General features: G+C 43.7%; 14 protein-coding genes. 12 read left to right on the top strand and 2 right to left on the bottom strand.

Going from position 1 to position 16,293, the window contains the following annotated elements:
- The first annotated feature begins 574 nt into the window (after positions 1-574).
- The 3 genes from R6U02_RS06030 (at position 575) to R6U02_RS06020 (ending at position 3,044) form a co-directional block, all read left to right on the top strand.
- The gene (locus R6U02_RS06030; RefSeq protein ID WP_410262719.1) at positions 575-1,354 is read left to right on the top strand and encodes a Cof-type HAD-IIB family hydrolase; all 780 of its coding nucleotides are present in this window, start codon (positions 575-577) and stop codon (positions 1,352-1,354) included.
- A 592-nt stretch (positions 1,355-1,946) separates the two neighbouring features.
- The gene (locus R6U02_RS06025; RefSeq protein WP_410262718.1) at positions 1,947-2,441 is read left to right on the top strand and encodes a metal-dependent hydrolase; all 495 of its coding nucleotides are present in this window, start codon (positions 1,947-1,949) and stop codon (positions 2,439-2,441) included.
- Positions 2,442-2,627: 186 nt separating this feature from the next.
- Positions 2,628-3,044, top strand: coding sequence for a YidH family protein (locus R6U02_RS06020; RefSeq protein ID WP_410262717.1), 417 nt, complete (start codon positions 2,628-2,630; stop codon positions 3,042-3,044).
- Positions 3,045-3,192: 148 nt separating this feature from the next.
- On the opposite strand, the gene R6U02_RS06015 is transcribed toward R6U02_RS06020, so the two are convergent.
- Positions 3,193-3,636 (bottom strand): PH domain-containing protein, encoded by a 444-nt coding sequence (locus R6U02_RS06015; RefSeq protein WP_410262716.1) that lies wholly within the window; start codon positions 3,634-3,636, stop codon positions 3,193-3,195.
- A 94-nt stretch (positions 3,637-3,730) separates the two neighbouring features.
- Positions 3,731-4,096, bottom strand: coding sequence for a hypothetical protein (locus tag R6U02_RS06010; protein ID WP_410262715.1), 366 nt, complete (start codon positions 4,094-4,096; stop codon positions 3,731-3,733).
- Positions 4,097-4,531: 435 nt separating this feature from the next.
- Between R6U02_RS06010 and R6U02_RS06005 the strand changes: the two genes are divergently transcribed.
- The 9 genes from R6U02_RS06005 to R6U02_RS05965 all read left to right on the top strand — a co-directional run.
- On the top strand, positions 4,532-5,758 hold the full coding sequence (locus tag R6U02_RS06005; protein ID WP_410262714.1) for a M20 family metallopeptidase: 1,227 nt from the start codon (positions 4,532-4,534) through the stop codon (positions 5,756-5,758).
- Between the two features lie 20 nt (positions 5,759-5,778).
- Positions 5,779-6,966, top strand: coding sequence for a M20 family metallopeptidase (locus R6U02_RS06000; protein WP_410262713.1), 1,188 nt, complete (start codon positions 5,779-5,781; stop codon positions 6,964-6,966).
- Between the two features lie 31 nt (positions 6,967-6,997).
- Positions 6,998-7,948, top strand: coding sequence for an ABC transporter permease (locus R6U02_RS05995; RefSeq protein WP_410262712.1), 951 nt, complete (start codon positions 6,998-7,000; stop codon positions 7,946-7,948).
- Between the two features lie 16 nt (positions 7,949-7,964).
- Complete coding sequence (gene opp4C / locus R6U02_RS05990) at positions 7,965-8,918, top strand: oligopeptide ABC transporter permease (RefSeq protein ID WP_410262711.1); 954 nt, start codon at positions 7,965-7,967, stop codon at positions 8,916-8,918.
- A 70-nt stretch (positions 8,919-8,988) separates the two neighbouring features.
- Entirely contained in the window at positions 8,989-10,659 is a 1,671-nt protein-coding gene (locus tag R6U02_RS05985) for an ABC transporter substrate-binding protein (RefSeq protein ID WP_410262710.1), read from the top strand.
- A gap of 92 nt (positions 10,660-10,751) precedes the next feature.
- Positions 10,752-11,840, top strand: a complete 1,089-nt coding sequence (locus tag R6U02_RS05980; RefSeq protein WP_410262709.1) for an ABC transporter ATP-binding protein — start codon at positions 10,752-10,754, stop codon at positions 11,838-11,840.
- Positions 11,830-12,810, top strand: a complete 981-nt coding sequence (locus R6U02_RS05975; protein WP_410262708.1) for an ABC transporter ATP-binding protein — start codon at positions 11,830-11,832, stop codon at positions 12,808-12,810. Before R6U02_RS05980 ends, R6U02_RS05975 begins: the two co-directional genes overlap by 11 nt.
- A 101-nt stretch (positions 12,811-12,911) precedes the next feature.
- On the top strand, positions 12,912-14,282 hold the full coding sequence (locus R6U02_RS05970; protein WP_410262707.1) for a M20/M25/M40 family metallo-hydrolase: 1,371 nt from the start codon (positions 12,912-12,914) through the stop codon (positions 14,280-14,282).
- 475 nt (positions 14,283-14,757) lie between these two features.
- Positions 14,758-16,293, top strand: a 1,536-nt coding sequence (locus R6U02_RS05965; RefSeq protein ID WP_410262720.1) for a Na/Pi cotransporter family protein, incomplete at its 3' end; no start/stop codon positions are given.

Below are 16,293 nucleotides of genomic sequence, written 5' to 3'. Positions count from 1 at the left end.
TCCAGTTTCTTCTATACATAAGCGGTTATTTGCGAGTAGTTGTTAGGTTGTGAAGTATGATAAACCACTCCCCTCAACTCCATACTCTTTAAGAAATGAAGCCTTATAATCGTTGGTGTGAAAGCAATCTCACAACGGTATATGGCTTCTTTTTTCTATGTGTGCAGCAAGTGTGTGCATGCGAACGAATGTTTGTATATAAAACGTGCATTTATTACCGGAATATAGTAAGCTATCAGTGACTTGAAAATGATGAATGAAGAGCAGAGGGTGTCTATTAAATTAGGCACTCTTTTTTTGTTGTAATCAAGTATCGTTTAAAAGATTTAAAACAATGCAAATAAACGGTATAATGGAAATGGAATGAGAAGAGTAACTCCTTCTTTTGAAGGGGTGATTGGGTATTTGAGCTTGTAATGGTTCCTTCAGCCGGATTTAATCTGTGTGCCGGGAAACGACCCGAAAGCTGGTATGATAGCAGTAAATATCCGTCCAGTCCCGAAAAAGATAGGAATCGGGGTTTCATTGAAAATATAAATAAGATAAATAAATATGATTTTAAAGGAGTGTTCAAATGAAGCCAACCGCATTAGTGTTTTTTGATTTGGATGGAACATTGTTAAATGACAAGTCATTAGTGGATGAAGAGGTAAAGGAAGCGCTTGTTCAGCTGAAAGCAAAGGGTGCAGTACCTTTTATAGCGACTGGAAGAAGCCCGCTGGAAATCCAGCATGTACTGGAAGAAACGGTCATCGATTCCTTCATTACCCTCAACGGACAATATATCCAATATGAAGGGAAAGAAGCGTACCGTAATGTTATTCCGAAGTCACAGGTGGATCTCCTGAAACAAATGATGAATGAAAAGAAACTGCCGCTTTCTCTATATAGTAATGACAAGATACGAACCACACGCTATAGTGAAACGTTGAAAAAGGCCTATAACTTTATCCATGAAAATCCGCCTGAAATTGATAGTACCCTTGGCGAAAAAGAGGAGATCCTGATGATGCTTGTGGTGAATGAAGATCCTTCCCTGGATCATGAATTCATCGATGCATTCCCGGAGCTGTCATTTTACCGGAATGGACCTTACAGCATGGACACGATCACAAAAGGAAATTCCAAAGCAACGGGCATTGATGCTTTACTTAAAGCCATAGAAATGGAAAATGTGCCGCTATACGCATTTGGAGACGGACCGAATGACAAGGAAATGCTGGAACGTGCTGATTACAGTGTGGTGATGGCTAATGGAACCGATAACGTAAAGGAAGCAGCCGACTACATCACCTCCACAAATACGGATGGCGGAATCGTAGAGGGGTTAAAACACTATAAGTTGATCGACTAATAATATAAAGCAGATAAGAGGGTGGGGCAAGGTGTTCTTTATTGAAAGAAACACTTATTCCAGCCTCTTTGACATCTTTCGCAGTCTTTAATAGTGAAAAAACACTTGTCTGATTGATCGGATCGGGACTCGTTCTGAATATCAAGCTTCGTTAATTCACTGCTATACTATCTTTGCGACTAGTTTCTCCGATGAGCCTGCAAACTGAACAAGAAGCAGGAGCAGGTGGGCAATGCCGATGGCGCACAAGTGGAGTCAGAAACCACAACTGGGCTAACAAGCAATGAGAAACAATATGCAGGTGATTAGAAAAACAAGTTGAAAGATCAATTAAAAGAGTTTGACTGGTGAAAAAATCAATTCTTCACCTTGGTTCACATTGCACTATGGTATCATAAAGTATATTCATATTCTGGAAGAAATAGGTCGAGGACGTAGCAGCCAATGCTTGAGGCGATTACTCAACTGGAAAAAAGAGTTACGGCTATATCACCTTCACTGAAGGGTGGATGGAAGACGTTAGTCGCTATAATAAACCAAAAATAATTTTCAAATCAGATTTAGTTTATCTGTTTTCTAGAGGGAGAAAAATATGCTTTACAAATCACATGTCATTGTCACTTATGCCGCAGTACTACCGATACTTGTTTCAACCGATTCTTTAACTATTGGAAACGTTATTGCTCTGGGGATCGGTTCGCTCTTGCCGGATATCGACCACCCGAAATCCTTTATCGGCAACCGAACACGAGGTGTCAGCGATGGCATAAGCATGGTCTTCGGACATAGAGGATTGTTGCACTCTATAGTAGGCGTTATCTTCTTCCTGCTGGCATCCCAGTTCATTTTGTCGTCTTTTCAGCAGCCTTTAGAATGGGCTTACTGGTTTACTGCCGGCTATATTGCTCACTTAGTCGAAGACTCTTTTTCAAAAACCGGTGTGGCATGGCTACAGCCAGTTTATAACAAGAGGATACAGTTTGGTTTTAAGCTGATATATTACAAGACTGGAAAGATGAGCGAGACGGTTCTTTTTCTAGCCGCTTGTGCCGGACTGTTCTACCAGCTTGTGCTTCTTACCACTTAGGTATCGTTATATATTTAGATACAACACTTGCTGGTCGACTATGCCGTTGCGTATAACGAGTATGGCGGAATAATAGAAGGTTTAAAATTTTTCAAGCTGATCGACTGGCGATCCTGCAGAAAAATCAGAGTGGTGGATGCCTAAGTGTTGGAATACCTGACTAATCAATAAAAAAAGGAGGGAGTCATGGGTGATTCAGATAATAAACTAAGCGATGAATTAGCTCGAAATAGAACTGAATTAGCAAAACTACGAAATGATCTAGCAGAGAGCAGAACACTCCAAGCTGCTGAACGTACGTATGCGGCTTGGATTCGTACAGGGTTTACCATTGCTGGGGCTGGATGGACATTGGTCTCGGTTTTGCAAGGCTCCGATAATCGATTGGCCATTTTATTTGTAGGAGGGGCACTGATTGTTCTTGGTTTATTGTGTTTTGTATATGCCTGGATAGGATTTAAATCAGTCTATGATTTTTTGAAAGAAAATTCCAGAAGTGCGCATAGGAATTATCCGTTCAAAATGAACCTGATTACAGTGACCATACTTTCCACTTTATTGTTTATCATATTTGTCGTGGGTTACGGACTGTTGTTATTTTAAATAAAGTGAGAATTCAAGATGAACACTTGGAAGAAAGGTATGGAGCGTTTCAAGTTTTCCAGGTCCTGCTGTCAGTTTTCAAGCTATTGATTGACCATAAACAAAAGAAGGGATAACCACAACGGTTATCCCTTCACTATTAAGTAAGTTAACGATTAATATGCTCACGATTTTTAACACTGATATTTCCTAGTGTTCGGTATAGCGGTATGATATCGGTTTTCTTGGGGAACTCGAACCGCTGATCTTTCAGACGTTCATTGTTTGATTTTTGATAGGCATTTTCCAAATACGTAATCATTAACTCGCTATCATCTATGCCAGTACCGGCTGTTTCCATTTCTACGTTGATAATGGAGTCCAGAAAAATAGATTTGAAGGATACTTTTTTACCCGTGGCGCCCTGTTTGTCGACGAAGAGGATGCGTAAGGATGTAAAGACAAGCGCATCACGAATCATTTGATACCCCATTGTGATTTTCTCCTCTTCAAATAGATAGTCTCCGTATTCTTCTGTCAATTCCTCTGGTGATTTTTCTGAATAATTCCCAAACGCGCCCTGCATTACAGAGTTGAAAGTGAATCCTGCCATATCATCATCTCGCTTTCTTTATCATGCCTTTAAGTATAACACTTCTGATAATTAAAAAAATCCTGCCCCGCTAAAGCGGGACAGGATTTTGTGTTTAAGTAGTCAAGTTGTTGAATTCTCTTATTTTCCCATCTATCCCTCTAGGGAAATGATGATACAACTGGGCGAGTAAGCTGGGATCACGACTCGTCATTAAAAGTAAATCGTTCACACACTTAATTAATTCGTAATGTTTATAGGTGCTTTTCTTAGCATCAGAATCTTTGTATTGCGCTAAATCATCTAGAACTTCGTGGAATTCGGTTACAAAGGATTTGAACTCTGATCCGTTATCCAGTAGTACAGATTTTAAAGCCTGATTTTTTTTATGAAGGCTTAAAGTATATTCTTCAAATGTCATCCCTATTGATTCGGCATGTCGTCTCAAGTCAGCATAATCATTTTCACTTGTTTCGCTCATATTATCACCTCTACTTACTACAAGTTTTTTATAAAAGTTGAGTAAGTTATTTTCCTGTTACTTATTATATGATGTTAAAGCATTAAAGTAAACGTTGGAAGGTCAACTCTCATAAAGATAAAAAAGATTGTTCAAAGCATGGACACTAAGCGTTTGTTTAACTGGATATTATCAGACTTATTGAACTGAAGGGTGGTTTTAAATGATAATAAATAGCCGTTCGTCACATTCTATTCACATTATAATGTAAGCGCTATGTTATTTAAGATGACAACTAAAATGAGTTATAAATAAGAATAAGATTAGAAAACGATGATAAAGGCGAATGCGAAACCATTGACATTCGGATTTATAGTGTATAAACTTTGAAAAATAACGCGAATCATTAAAGGAATCTCATTTTTATAATATTAATCTCATTTAGGAGTGGGTCATATGTTAATAAACCAACTTGAAGAGGAACTGAATAAGTGCTATCCCACCACGGTAAAGTGGCGCAGGCATTTACATCAGCACCCGGAACCGTCATTTGAAGAATGGCAGACCAGACGATTCATCGCAGATAAATTAAGAGCGTTCGGTTATACAGAGGTCGAAGAAAATGTAGGGGGCGGTGGTGTTGTCGCTTACCTAAGAGGAAGTGAAATAGGACCAACGATCGCTTTTCGCGCTGACTTTGATGCGTTACGCATAGAAGAACAGACCGGTTTACCCTTTGCATCACAAAATCAGGGGGTCATGCATGCCTGTGGTCATGACGGGCATACCGCGACCTTGCTCAGTTTGGCTAAGGTGATGAAAGGACATGAAGAGGAACTGGCAGGCTCGATTAAATTTATCTTCCAGCATGCGGAAGAGGTTTTGCCTGGTGGGGGGAAAGCGATGGTCGATGCAGGCGTGCTGGCGGATGTGGAGGCTGTCTACGGGTTACATTTGAGATCACCACTTGAATTCGGTACGGTATCGTATTGTTCAGGGTATGCTATGGCCGCTGCTGATTTCTTCGACATTACGATCCAAGGAAAAGGTGGGCACGCAGCCTATCCAAATGGCACGGTCGATTCGGTCGTCGTGGCCTCACACGTGGTCAATCAGCTGCAAACCATTATTAGTCGAAACAAAGATCCTAAAAAAGCCGGTGTCTTAACTGTCTCCACACTGAAAGCGGGAGACGGGGCGCACAATGTCATTGCAGACAAGGCATCGATCAAAGGAACAGTAAGGACCTTTGATCCGGAATTAAGAGATTTGATCGAAGGGAAAATGAAAACCATGACAGAAAGTATTTGTGACGCCCATGATGCCACGTGCGAGGTCAACTATATACGCGGCTATCCGGCACTATTCAATCATGAAAAAGAAACGGCACTGATTCAGATGTTATTCGAAACGAACCGTACAGATATGACGGTCGAATCGATTCCTCTGCGTATGGGAGGGGAAGATTTCGCTTATTACCTGCAGGAGAAACCCGGCTCATTCTTTTTTGTCCATTCAGGAAATAAAGCCAAAGGGATTATCTACCCCCATCATCATCCTAAATTTGATTTTGATGAACGCGCCATGTTAGTCGGAGCGAAATGTTTCGTGGATATTATTGATCATTACTTATTAAGCGGCGTGGGAGCAGCAGCGGAAACCAAAACCGCAGCCTTAGACTAAGAGTGAAAGAAGGGTGACACATGACTTTAGACAAATGGAGACAAGAGTTAGCAGATAACTTTCAGGAAACAGTGAAATGGCGAAGATATTTACATGAACATCCGGAACCCTCGTTTGAAGAGGTGGAGACAGCCAACTATATCATTGAACAGTTAGAAAAAATCGGCGTAGATGACATTCGAACGAACGTCGGAAATGGCTACGGTATTGTAGCCATGATCGAAGGGAAACACGCTGGACCGACCATTGCCTTGCGGGCTGACTTCGATGCCCTGCGCGTGACAGAAGAAGTCGAGAGTGCCTTCAAGTCCAAAGAAGAAGGCATCATGCACGCCTGTGGCCACGATGGTCATACTGCGTCACTGCTCAGTGTCGCTAAAGTACTGGTGAACCACCGGGATGAGCTGCAAGGCAATATCGTCTTGCTGCATCAGCACGCGGAAGAAGTTCTGCCTGGAGGGGCCAAATCGATGGTGGAAGACGGCGCACTGGATGCAGTTGATTATGTGTTCGGCATCCATCTCGGTGCCGAGCAACCATTAAATAAAGTCTATTACAATTACGGGTTCGGGTCAGCAAACTCCGATACCTTTTCAATGAAAGTCCAGGGTAAAGGTGGACACGGGGCTGCGCCTCACGATACCCATGATGCCCTGACTGTCGGCACCCAGATCATCACGAATTTACAGCAGATCGTGAGTCGCATGACCGATCCCGTGAAGCCTGCCGTTTTAACCTTTGCCGGTTTTCAAGCAGGCGGGGAGGCCTACAACATTATCGCGGACACGGCAGAGATAGTGGGGACAGTCAGGACCATGCACCAGGATATCCAGCAACTGATGGAATCAAAATTAAAAACCATGAGTGCACAGATTGCAGACGCTTATGACGCAACCGTGGAGATCGATTATACCCACGGTTACCCGTCCATTCAGAACACTTCTGAGGAAGTAGATAAAGTCAAAGTAGCATTTCTGACTGCCTTTCCAGCTGAGGAAGTGGAAGAAGTGGAGGGACAAATGGGTGGCGAGGATTTCGCCTACTTCTTATTAAACAAACCAGGAGCATTTTTACGCGTCGGGGCCAAGCCGCCTGAAAACGAGATTGCTTATCCGCATCACCATCCGAAATTTGAAATCGATGAGCAAGCGCTGCTGAGATCCGGGGAGGTCTTTTTAACCATTGTCGATAGTTACTTAATGAATTAAGTTATGTTTTAAGAGGAAAGAAGGGGAGAAGATGAAAAAGTATATTGGAAAAAGGTTGCTGACAGCTATTCCAGTGCTGCTGATGATAACGATTGGAGCGTTTATCATGATCAACCTGGCACCCGGTGAGCCGACTGATCTGTATGTCACGCCCGATGCGACCCAGGCACAAATTGAAGCAACGAGACGAGCGCTAGGTTTAGACCAGTCCTATCCGATACAGTATGTTAGATGGTTAGGGCGCGCGCTGGTAGGCGATTTGGGTGTGTCGTTTTCTACCCGGTATCCGGTTTTACCTATCATCATCTCAAGATTAGGGCCAACCATTGTTCTGATGGGCGCGACACTATTATTTTCTTACATCGTGGCGATTCCTTTAGGGATCATCAGTGCACGAAAACAAGGGACTTGGATCGATACATTCCTGACAGCCGGAGCCTTTGTAGGCGTATCGATTCCGAACTTCTTCCTGGGGTTGGGACTCATTTATATTTTCGCTGTTCGACTGGATTGGTTTCCAACTGGTGGAATGATCGAACTGGGTCGTGAGGGAGGGATATTGAAGGTCATGCACCATTTAGTGTTGCCGGTGATCGTACTTTCTGCTTTCTATATCGCGAATATGACGCGTTACATGCGCTCGACCATGATTCAAGTCTATGGGGAAAATTATATCCGTACAGCCACGGCGAAAGGTCTGGCTCAGCGAGTCATCCTGACCAAACACGGAATCAGGAATGCTCTGATCCCTGTTATCACGATTATCGGTACAGATCTACCGCGACTGGTGGGTGGAGCTATCGTAACGGAACAGATTTTTCAGTGGCCGGGACTCGGTCGCTTGACCATTACCGCGATTCAACAACGAGACTTGCCGATACTCATGGCCATCACCATCTTGTCAGCGATCGTTGTGTTACTGGCCAATGTACTAGTCGATGTGATGTATGCCGTCGTTGACCCACGCATTAAATACGATTAGGAAAGGAGAATGTGAGATGGCTCAAAACATAGGAAACAAAAATGCTGAAGCACTGTTCCATTTAGTGGATGCACGCGAACGACTGTCGTTTCCCGATAGCACTGCTGAAGGGATCTCGGACGAAGGCGATAGTTATGTCAAAACGATTGCCAAGCGTTTTTTCAAGAATAAAGTAGCCGTCGTCAGTTTAGTCGTTTTCATGGTGATGCTGCTCGTTGCTGTGTTTGCCACACAACTTTCTCCGCATCCTAGAGATGGTATTGCAGGCCAATTTCAGGCCGCACCTTACGAGAACTTTTATCTCGGGACAGACGACATCGGCCGAGACGTCTTGACGCGACTCATTCACGGCACCCAAGTATCCATGATCGTCGGATTGGGATCCGTCGCCATTTATGTTGTCATCGGCACAACGTTAGGTCTCGTATCCGGTTACTTTGGCGGATTCATTGACGGCTTGATCATGCGGATCACAGAAGCCGTGATGTCGTTTCCGTTCTTTATGGTGATACTGACCTTAGTGTCACTCTTAGGCTCGGGCATCTGGGTCGTTACAGCCGTGCTGGGGATACTCAGCTGGCCACCACTCGCTCGATTGGTGAGAGGACAGGTTCTGATGCTGAAGGAACAGGATTTTGTGCTCGCAGCCGTATCAACCGGATATTCCACACCGGGGATACTGTTCAAACATATCCTGCCGAATGTGATTTCACCGATTTTAGTGAACGCGACATTTGGCATAGCCACAGCGATCTTGACTGAGGCATCATTAAGTTTCTTGGGTGTCGGTGTTCAGAAACCGCGTCCAAGTTGGGGGAACATCTTATCAGAAGCACAGTCACTGCGCGTCTTGACCTCGCAGCCTTGGAGATGGGTTCCGGCCGGTATTCTTATCTTTATTGCCGTCTTAGCCATCAACTTCATCGGGGAAGGCTTAAGAGAAGCCATTGAAGGGGAAACAAAAAATTAAAGATGTCAGTTGAGAAAAACCTTTTGAAAAGATATAAAAGGAACGTTATAAAAGATAAGGGGAGATCGATATGTCAAATTGGAAAAAACTTACAAAATATTCCACATTATTATTTGCTTCAACAGCACTGCTTGCTGCCTGTACCGGAGCTGATGTGCCAGATTTAGAAGACAGCCAACTTGACGGAGAAGAAACGGAAGGAACGTCACCGAGTGTCTCAAAAGGCGATACCTCTACATTGATGGTCGGTCTGACAAATGCACCGGATAGTTTTAATCCGTTCTACCGACCAGGTGTCTCGGCAACGTGGATCCAACGCTTCTTTTATGACAGTTTACTCAATATGCCGACAGCAGATAGTTTCGAACCCGGCATCGCGACCATGGAAACGGAAGACAATCAAGTCTTTACCGTGACTGTCAATGCCGATGCCAATTGGAGTGACGGAACGCCTGTCACCGCTGATGACGTGGCCTTTACATTGAATACGATTGCGGATCCGGGCGTCGAAACAACGCTGGGAACGAGCGTCGCCATGCTGGAAGGCACGGATTCATCCGGCATTCGCGAAGACGGACAGGAAGAACTGACCGGTGTTGAAGTGGTCGATGAGAAGACGTTAACGCTGACGACGAAACAGCCGGTTGATTTAAATTACATTTCGGAATTCTTAGGTTTCAATGTACTCGTTGCACCCAAACATATCTTTGAAGATATCGAACTTTCAGAAATCCCCAACTCACAAGCGGCGACGAAACCGTCAGTCTTTAGTGGAGCATTTACGTTTGTTGAATACGACAATAATAACTACGTGCATTTAGAAGCGAATCCAGATCACTACCGTGGTGAACCGGAAATTAAAACTGTTTATGCAAAAATCATGAATGGAACGTCACTGATTACTGAATTCCAGGCAGGCAACTTACACATGACTGCCGGCGGGGGCATCGGAATGGTTCCTGTTCAGGACATCGGCATGCTGGAAGATCTGGAAGATGTTGTCGTCGAAGAATACCCCTCTTTTAATGGCCAATACATGGTCATCAATAATGAAAAATATGACGATCCTCAAGTTAGACGTGCCTTTGCTCATGCGATCGATAGAGAAACGATCGTCGAAGACTTGTTGGGCGGACGCGGCGAAGTGTTAGCTTCAACGTATTCATCGGCTAGTCCATACAAAGATGCGGATGTCGAACCGCTTGAATACGATCCGGAGTTAGCCAAAGAGTTGCTGGAAGAGGCTGGATTTGATTTCGAAACACCGATCGAGCTTGTTGTTCCGACAGGCAATGCGGTCCGTGAACAGTCAGGTAATCTGATCGAACAATGGCTGGAAGAAATCGGCTTGACGGTCAACCAGTCCAATTACGATTTTCCAACCTGGTTATCCATGGCACAAGATTTAGACTATGATATCGGTCTAATGGGCTGGGGACATACCGCTGATCCGAACATTGCATCTTATATCCAAACCGGTGGGGCATCAAACAACATGGCCGTCTCTGATCCAGTTATTGATGAATTGATCGAAAGCGGCATGTCAGAAACCGAGTTTGATGCACGTTTTGCTATTTACTCTGACCTGCAAAAACACCTGCAGGAACAAATGCCAGTCGTTCCTCTATACTCTGATTCCCAATTTAGTGTTCAAGCCGATACGTTGAATGGTGGAATCAAAGAATACTGGGCTGGCTCATTACACGATCTAGTTGATTGGTCCATCGATCCTGAAGAATAAAAAAGGAAGAGCAGGCAGACACGGTAACAGGCGTAGTTATCGTGTCACCCTTTTTTAAAATAGGAATGACCAGAAAGATTGAGGTGAAAGAAATGGAAGACACAACAGTACTCGAAGTGAAAGATCTAGCAATTTCTTTCCAGACATTCGAAGGGGTCGTTAAAGCAGTCAGAGGGGTGGGTTTTTCTCTGAAAAAAGGAGAAACATTAGCCATTGTTGGAGAGTCGGGAAGTGGTAAATCCGTTTCTACAAAAGCTATTAATCGCTTATTGCCACAAAAAAATACGATCATAGAACGTGGCGAGATCATCTTTGAAGGGCAGGATCTCTTAAAGATCTCTGAAAAAGAGATGCAGGCAATCAGAGGGAACGATATCGCGATGATTTTCCAGGATCCGATGACATCTTTGAACCCGACGATGCAGGTAGGGAAACAAATTGCAGAACCGATCATTGCGCATAAAAACGTCAGTAAAGAAGAAGCGAAAGCAAAAGCTCTGGAATTAATGAAACTGGTGGGCATCCATCAGCCGGAAAAATCATACAAGAGCTACCCGCATCAGTTTTCAGGCGGGATGAGACAACGGGTGATGATTGCGATTGCTTTAGCCTGTGAACCTAAGATCCTTATCGCCGATGAACCGACGACCGCACTCGATGTGACGATTCAGGCACAGATACTCGACTTGATGAATCAGTTGAAAGATGAGCTCGATACCTCGATTATTTTTATTACCCATGATTTAGGGGTCGTCGCTCAAATGGCGGACAGAGTGGCAGTCATGTATGCGGGTCAAGTCGTTGAGATCGGGACGGCTGATGAAATCTTCTATAATCCGATGCATCCTTATACATGGGGACTACTGGCATCGATGCCGACGTTAGATGTGAATAAGAAGAATTTGTACACCATTCCGGGATCACCACCTAACCTGCTGCATCCTCCTGTTGGCGATGCTTTCGCTGCCAGAAATGATTATGCCCTAGCGATCGACTTCCATGAAGAACCGGAACTGTTTAAAGTGACGGACACCCACTATGCTAAAACGTGGCTGCTCCATCCGCAAGCGCCGATTGTGACACCCCCTCTAGAAGTGGTCCGGCGGAAAGAAAGGTATGAGTCATTGTTTTCAAGAAAGACCTACTCAAATAAAGCAGGAGGTGGCGCGCGTGTTAACTGAACCCAGAGAAAAGAAGGCCATCGTGGAATTCAAAGCACTGAAACAATATTTCAATGAAGGCAAAAAATCAGAAGTACGGGCAGTCAAGGACGTGAGCTTTTCCATCTATGAAGGGGAAACCTTTGGGTTAGTCGGTGAATCCGGAAGTGGGAAATCGACGACGGGGAGAGCCTTGATCAAATTAGGTGAAATAACGGGCGGACAGATCCTTTATAAAGGGGAAGATATCACCCAAATCAAACGCCGCAAAGATCTGCTTAAATTCAGAAAATCGATGCAGATGATTTTTCAGGATCCTTATGCCTCACTCAATCCACGGCTGACCGTCAAAGAGATAATCGGAGGGGCCTTGAAAGTACACGGACTGGAAACGGACAGTGCGAAACGCACGGAAAAAGTCTATGCGCTATTAGAATCGGTGGGGCTCAACAAGCAGTTCGCCAATCGCTACCCGAGGGAATTTTCTGGTGGACAGTGTCAGCGGGTAGGGATCGCCAGAGCGTTAGCCGTTCAACCGGATTTTATCATCGCCGACGAAGCAATCAGTGCACTGGACGTTTCCATACAAGCACAAGTCGTCAACCTCTTGAAAGAGTTGAAGGAATACAACAATTTAACGTATTTATTTATAGCACATGACTTATCCATGGTCAAATACATCAGTGACCGCATCGGTGTGATGAACAGCGGACGCATTCTGGAAGTGTCCAATGCGGAGGAGCTCTACGAGGCACCGCTCCATCCGTATACGGAATCACTGTTGTCAGCTATTCCGACACCTGATCCTGAAGCTGAGCGGCATCGTGTCCGGACCGAGTATGATCCCGACTATCATCATTACGATAATTTAAACGGGGTCGGGCTGCATGAAATTGCACCGGAACACTTTATTTATTGTCATGAGGATGAAGTACCTTTATACCGTAAAAAGCGACAAAGGTTATTGAAAAAGGCTAAGCAGTATGCTTGATCCCTTATTATATGAAGAGAACCACAGAGCGGCATAACGAGAAGATACCGGTAAAAGCAATCTTCTCGCTCGTGTCTTTTTAATACATAGGAGGAGATAAAATGATGACAACAGAGCTTTCCGTAAAAGATATCATCCAGGAACGCAAAGAAGAATTCTTCGATTATCTGCGTCTAGCCTCGGTATCCACTCAAAATAGAAACATACCGGCTACGGTGAAATACGTGGAACAGATGATTCAAAAAACGGGTGGAGAAACGCAAGTGCTGGATGATTGTGGGGGAAACCCGGTCGTTTACGGCTACTTTCCTGCGGGTGGAAAAGGGGACCCGGATAAAACAGTGCTTTTTTATAACCATTATGACGTGCAGCCGGAAGACCCACTAGATGAATGGGAGAGTGAACCGTTTGAACCGACGGTAAGAGACGGGAAGCTTTTCTGTAGAGGTGTGGCAGACAATAAGGCGAATTTCGTGGTCCGCTTATATGCTGTTCAAGCCTTAATGGCGACAGAAGAAGGGTTACCGTGTAACGTGAAATTTTTAGTGGAAGGTGAAGAGGAAAACGGCAGTCCGAATCTGGGTGCGTACATTGAAAAGTATGCCGATCTATTCAGTAGCGACGGCTGCATCTGGGAATTCGGCGGCAAAGATGAGGAAGAAAATTTTGTCATCCAAACGGGTGTTAAAGGCCTGGCTTATTTTGATCTGGTGGTCGAGAGTGCGAACGTCGATATCCACTCGTCACTTGGAGCGGTCATCGACAATGCAGCCTGGCGGTTGACACACGCCTTAGCAAGCCTGAAGGACAAAGAGAATCAGGTCCTGGTCGATGGCTTTTATGATAATATCGAAGAGCCTACTGCTTACGCGCGTGAGGTCGTGAACAAGCAAAAAGTAAACAGTGAGAAAATGACAAAGATATATGGATTGAAGCAGCCGTTTATTACAAAAGATCTTGACTGGTCAACAGAAGAGGCCCTGACCTTTTATCCGACGATGACGATCAGCGGATTGCTGTCAGGGTATACGGACGAGGGCACAAAAACAGTCTTACCTAGAAAGGCATCCGCAAAACTGGATTGCCGCTTGGTCCCCGGACAGGATCCAAAACACATTGAACGAGTCATCAGGCAACATCTGGATAAAGAAGGGTTCCAGGATGTCGAACTGCTTCTACTCAAGGGATTGAAAGCATTCCGTTCAGACTTGGAAAGTCCGTTCGTGCAGACAGTCAAAAAGGCTGCCGAGAAAGTCTACGGAAAGGAAGCAGGAGTCATCTTATCACCCACGAATCCTGGGTCAGGCCCAATGGTTTATTTTGGAGAATACCTAAACGTACCTGTAGCGAGCAGTGGTTGTGGGTACGCAGAATCAAAAGCGCATGGTCCCAATGAATCGATAAGATTGAAAGATTTTGAAGAGGGTGCCTTACACATGGTTCAATTCCTCAAAGAATTTCAAACAGCCTAAACAGAGCAAATGCTCTGTTTTTTTGTATAAAAATATGCAAAAGGTAGTTTTGTAAACAGAAGGTTTAGAAAAGGTAAAGTTTGTTACGAAAGTGTGAACAATAGGTAAATGAAATGAAAGATTGATAGTGAACGATTTAACAAGGAATGAAAACGTAAAACATTCATATTTATACAGTCAATCACGAATATTAACAACAGCCAGTTACATGTTTATTCGTTTTCTAACAACCAGCTAGATGAATGCGCTTTTATATAACGCTTCCTTTTCATTGTGATTTCTTAAAATCAATCGGTCATTCACATTAAAATATCCTCAGATAAGAAAAACATATTTTTTTTATAAGTCATAAGACTTATTATAGAAGTAGAGTGTCTGAAATGGGCTAAGTAAGAACTACTTTATTCAGGTAGTGGTTTCAGTATTTTGAAATTTTGAAAACTAAAATGGAGGGTTATGTGTGGACGTACAACAAATGATATTCATGTTCGCTGGTGGTTTAGGTATTTTCCTGTTCGGTTTGAAATTTATGGGAGATGGTCTTCAAAAATCCGCAGGGGATAGTTTACGTAGTATCTTGAATAAAATGACTTCGACGCCTGTCCGCGCGATTATAGCGGGTATCGTGGTAACGGTATTGATTCAAAGTAGTTCAGGGACAACAGTATTAGCCGTGGGACTTGTAAGTGCAGGATTTATGAAACTTAAACAAGCCATCGGGATCATCATGGGAGCTAATATTGGAACAACAATTACAGCTTTTATTATTGGTATCGATATCGGAGCATACGCTTTACCTATCATGGCTGTGGGAGCATTCCTACTTTTCTTCTCTAATAAAATGGCAGTAAACAGTATTGGTCAAGTAATCTTTGGTTTTGGTGCCTTGTTCTACGGGCTGGAATTAATGGGCGACGGGATGTATCCGTTGAGAGATGTCCAAGCTTTTAGAGATTTGATGGTAGATTTATCTGATAGTCCTATCCTGGGCGTCGGTGTTGGAACGATCTTCACGTGGCTCGTTCAAAGCTCAAGTGGGAGTATCGGTATTCTACAAGAATTGTATTCTCAAGATCAAATCGCAATCGAAGGTGCGTTACCCGTATTGTTCGGTAATAATATCGGGACAACGATTACGGCAGTGCTGGCTGCCTTTGGTGCAAATATTGCAGCCAAGCGTACAGCCGCTTCACACATTATCTTTAACTTAGTGGGGACGTTTGCTATCTTATTGGTCATTGGACCGTTCACCTCGTTTATTGTATTGATCACACCAATATTCAACTTGAATCCACCGATGCAAATCGCAGTGGCACACGGATTATTCAATATCACAAATGTACTCATACAAATGTGGTTCATCAATCAACTGGCCGATTTAGTAACAAAAATCATTCCCGGTGATGACGCGCTTATTGAATACGACGCTTCTCACTTAGATTTTTCTATCATCACAGCAGTGCCAGCCGTGGCTTTGAACCAGGCAAAACTGGAAATCAAGCAAATGGGTGAGTTTGTTCTAGAGGAATTCAAAGAGATGTTTAAATACTATAAAAATCAAGATGAAACGAGCTTGGCTAATGCCTTGCAGCTCGAAGAAGTCGTGAATGATATCGATATGCGTTTGACTGAATACTTGATGTTGATTTCGGTAGAAGACCTGCCGCTGAGAAGTTCGGCAGAACATGCAGAGATGGTGGACATCACCAAGTATCTGGAGCGTATCGGTGATCACAGTGAGAATGTATTGACCAATATCAAAGAAGCCGCACGGGCTCAGAAAAAAATAGCGAAAAGAAGCAATAAGGAACCAGAAAAAATCTTTTACGATGAAGATTTGATTGCTTTGTTCGGTCTCGTGGAACAAAACATTTCAGATGCCATCGATTCCTACACACAGGATAGTTATTCACTGGCAGGGAAAGTGATCAAACGTGAGAAAGAAGTCAATCGTTTAGAAGAAGATATACGCAAAAAATATATTGATCGATTGAACAGAGGAACAGGTTTG

The sequence above is a fragment of the Alkalibacterium sp. genome, assembly GCF_046484155.1.
Taxonomy (GTDB): domain Bacteria; phylum Bacillota; class Bacilli; order Lactobacillales; family Carnobacteriaceae_A; genus Alkalibacterium.
Note: the sequence above shows the minus strand (reverse complement) of the source record. Positions and strands in the feature narration are given on the sequence as shown.

Excerpts from the sequence above, each read along its gene's own strand:
- R6U02_RS05985 (WP_410262710.1), top strand. The coding sequence starts at position 8,989 with ATGTCAAATTGGAAAAAACTTACAAAATATTCCACATTATTATTTGCT.
- R6U02_RS05995 (WP_410262712.1), top strand. The coding sequence starts at position 6,998 with ATGAAAAAGTATATTGGAAAAAGGTTGCTGACAGCTATTCCAGTGCTG.
- R6U02_RS06000 (WP_410262713.1), top strand. The coding sequence starts at position 5,779 with ATGACTTTAGACAAATGGAGACAAGAGTTAGCAGATAACTTTCAGGAA.
- R6U02_RS06025 (WP_410262718.1), top strand. The coding sequence starts at position 1,947 with ATGCTTTACAAATCACATGTCATTGTCACTTATGCCGCAGTACTACCG.
- R6U02_RS06015 (WP_410262716.1), bottom strand. The coding sequence starts at position 3,636 with ATGGCAGGATTCACTTTCAACTCTGTAATGCAGGGCGCGTTTGGGAAT.
- R6U02_RS06020 (WP_410262717.1), top strand. The coding sequence starts at position 2,628 with ATGGGTGATTCAGATAATAAACTAAGCGATGAATTAGCTCGAAATAGA.
- R6U02_RS05970 (WP_410262707.1), top strand. The coding sequence starts at position 12,912 with ATGATGACAACAGAGCTTTCCGTAAAAGATATCATCCAGGAACGCAAA.
- R6U02_RS06010 (WP_410262715.1), bottom strand. The coding sequence starts at position 4,096 with ATGAGCGAAACAAGTGAAAATGATTATGCTGACTTGAGACGACATGCC.
- R6U02_RS05980 (WP_410262709.1), top strand. The coding sequence starts at position 10,752 with ATGGAAGACACAACAGTACTCGAAGTGAAAGATCTAGCAATTTCTTTC.
- opp4C (WP_410262711.1), top strand. The coding sequence starts at position 7,965 with ATGGCTCAAAACATAGGAAACAAAAATGCTGAAGCACTGTTCCATTTA.
- R6U02_RS06030 (WP_410262719.1), top strand. The coding sequence starts at position 575 with ATGAAGCCAACCGCATTAGTGTTTTTTGATTTGGATGGAACATTGTTA.
- R6U02_RS06005 (WP_410262714.1), top strand. The coding sequence starts at position 4,532 with ATGTTAATAAACCAACTTGAAGAGGAACTGAATAAGTGCTATCCCACC.